This window comes from Streptomyces sp. NPDC057654 (assembly GCF_042800135.1).
Classification (GTDB): Bacteria; Actinomycetota; Actinomycetes; order Streptomycetales; family Streptomycetaceae; genus Streptomyces.
In genome coordinates this window covers 1-2,465 of record NZ_JBHVHQ010001095.1, presented here as the reverse complement: position 1 = coordinate 2,465, position 2,465 = coordinate 1, and the positions used below count along the sequence as shown (strand labels likewise).

The window sequence follows — 2,465 nt, the reverse complement described above, 5'->3', positions numbered from 1 at the left end:
GGGATGCTGGCCGCGCTCGGCGCGAGCTTCCTCGACGACGACGGCGACCCCGTGCCGCACGGCGGCGGGCCGCTGACCGAGCTGACCTCGGCGGACCTCTCCGGGCTCGACCCGCGTCTCGCGGAGGTCCCGATCATCCTCGCGAGCGACGTCGACAACCCGCTGACCGGGCCGAAGGGCGCCGCGGCGGTGTACGGGCCGCAGAAGGGCGCCAGCGACGAGGACGTCACGACGCTGGACAACGCGCTCACGCACTACGTCGGCGTGCTGGAGCAGGCGATCGGGCCGCGAGCCGCCGAGTACGCGCAGTCGCCGGGGGCCGGGGCCGCGGGCGGGATCGGCTACGGCGCGCTGATCGGCCTGGACGCCACGTTCCGGCCGGGCATCGAGGTGATGCTGGAGGTGCTCGGCTTCGGCGCGGCGCTGGCGCGGGCCGGGCTGGTCATCACGGGGGAGGGGTCGCTCGACCAGCAGACCCTGCACGGCAAGGCCCCGGTGGGGGTCGCCGCGGCGGCCCGTGCGGCCGGGGTCGAGACCGTGGCCGTCTGCGGCCGGCTGGAACTTCCGCCGGAGACGCTCGCCGCGGCCGGCATCCGCCGCGCGTACCCCCTGACCGAGCTGGAGGCGGACCCGCAGCGCTGCATGGCGGAGGCGGGGCCGCTGCTGGAGCGCGCGGCGGAAGCGATCGCGCGCGACTGCCTGGGCTGAAGGGGCGCCCCAGGGGGGCGGTGACCGGGGCTTTCGCTATACACCACAGTTATAGATGTTCTGTATAGTCCCCGTATGATCTCCAGCCACCCCCACTTTGGCATGCCCGAAATCGGACTGCTTTCCGTACCAGCCTCCCGGCCCGGCCGTGGCGAAACGTTTCGAGGTGCCGCGCTCTGATGGCGGAGACGATCCGGAGGCGGCCCTCGGGCATCGGCTCGGCGCCCGACCCGTCGCGGGGCGGCCGACGGTGGGACTGGCCGCTGCTGCTGGTGTGCGCGGTCGTGGCGCTCGCGGTGGGGCTCTCGTCGCCCCCGCACACCTCGCAGCGGGTCTGGGGCATCACCGCCGCGGCGGGGTACGGCTGCGCGGCCGTGGTCGCCGCGGTCTCCGCCAGGCGCTGGGCGCGCAACGCCGCCTTGGTGGCGCTGATCGGCGCGGTCGTCGTACCGCTGGTGTACCTGACGGTCATCGACCGCGCCCAGATGGAGGTCGGGGTCGTGGAGCGCGGCGCCGACCTGCTGTTCCACACCGGAACCCCGTACAACTCGGACCCGCATGCCGTGCCGGACTTCAACCCTTACCTGCCGGGCATGGCGCTCTTCGGCATACCGCGCGTGCTGTTCGGCGACTCCTTCCTCGGCAGCGCCCGGCTGTGGTTCCTCGTCGGCTTCCTCGCGGCCGTGCTCGGCGCGCTGCGGGTGTCGCTGAAGGCCGGCACGTCCGGCGGTACGTCCAGTGGTACGGGCGCGACTCCGGCCGGCACGTCCGGGGCCACCGGCTTCCTGTGGCTGATCGCCTGCCCCGTCGTCGCACTGCCCCTGACCATCGGCGGCGTCGATCCGCCCGTCATCGCCCTGGTCTGCCTGGCCCTGGCCTTTACGCACCGGGGCCAGGCCGGGCGCGCGGGCCTCGCGCTGGGCGTGGCCGCGGCCCTGAAGTGGACCGCCTGGCCGGCCGTGCCGGTGGTGGTCGCCCTGCTCTGGCTCTGCCGCGGCAAGCGCGACGCGCTCAGGTGCGCCGCCGGGGCCGCCGGGATCGCGGTGCTGTCGGTCGTCCCGGTGGCGCTCGTCGACATCGGGGCCTTCTACCAGAACGTCGTCCTCTACCCCCTCGGCCTCGGCCCCACCCAGTCCTCCGCCGAGAGCCCGCTGCTCGGGAGCCTGATCGTCTCGGTCGTACCGCAGGGCAAGGCGGTCGCCGTGGGACTCATCCTGATCAGCGCCATGGCGGTGGGGGCGTCGCTCCTGCTCCGCCCGGTACGCGACGTCGTCTCAGCCGCCGATCGCTTGGCGCTCGGCCTGATCCTGGCCATCGTGCTGTCCCCGGCGACGCGCATCGGCTACGCCATCTATCCCGTGGTTCTGTTGCTGTGGCCGCGCTTCGCGGTGAGCCTTTCGCGCGGTGAACCGCCTGTGGTTGGTGATGCCGCTGCGCCTTCCGAACGCGCCCCGAGTGCTGCTGCGGCTGCCGCTGTGTCTGACTGAGGGGGGGCGGGGGAGAAGTCTCCCGGGGGCTCCCGAGAGGGGGCTGCTGCGGGTCCAAAGCGCGGCGGCGGTTGGGTGGGGCGGTATTGCGCCCGGCCGGGTGCTGCTTTCGTCTCGGGCCCTCCGGGCCCAAGGCGCTAGCCGCGGAGGGGGAGGGGCGGGGCGGCTGTCGGTTTGCTGCCTGCCGGGCGGTGCGCGGCTGAGGTCAGGACTGGCTCCGCTGCGCTGCGCCGCTGGCTGCTGCCGCGATGGGGTGCTTCTGGGCTCTTC

General features: G+C 74.0%; 2 protein-coding genes. Both read left to right on the top strand.

Features of this window, described 5'->3' with window-relative positions:
- Positions 1–708, top strand: a 708-nt coding sequence (locus ACFU99_RS40845) for a glycerate kinase (RefSeq protein ID WP_384403013.1), incomplete at its 5' end; no start/stop codon positions are given.
- A gap of 179 nt (positions 709–887) precedes the next feature.
- A complete protein-coding gene (locus ACFU99_RS40840; RefSeq protein WP_384403010.1) occupies positions 888–2,195 on the top strand; it encodes a glycosyltransferase 87 family protein in 1,308 nt (435 codons plus the stop codon).
- Positions 2,196–2,465: the final 270 nt, after the last annotated feature.

Bases quoted from the DNA above. Each gene is read 5' to 3' on its own strand.
- ACFU99_RS40840 (WP_384403010.1), top strand. From the start codon at position 888: ATGGCGGAGACGATCCGGAGGCGGCCCTCGGGCATCGGCTCGGCGCCC.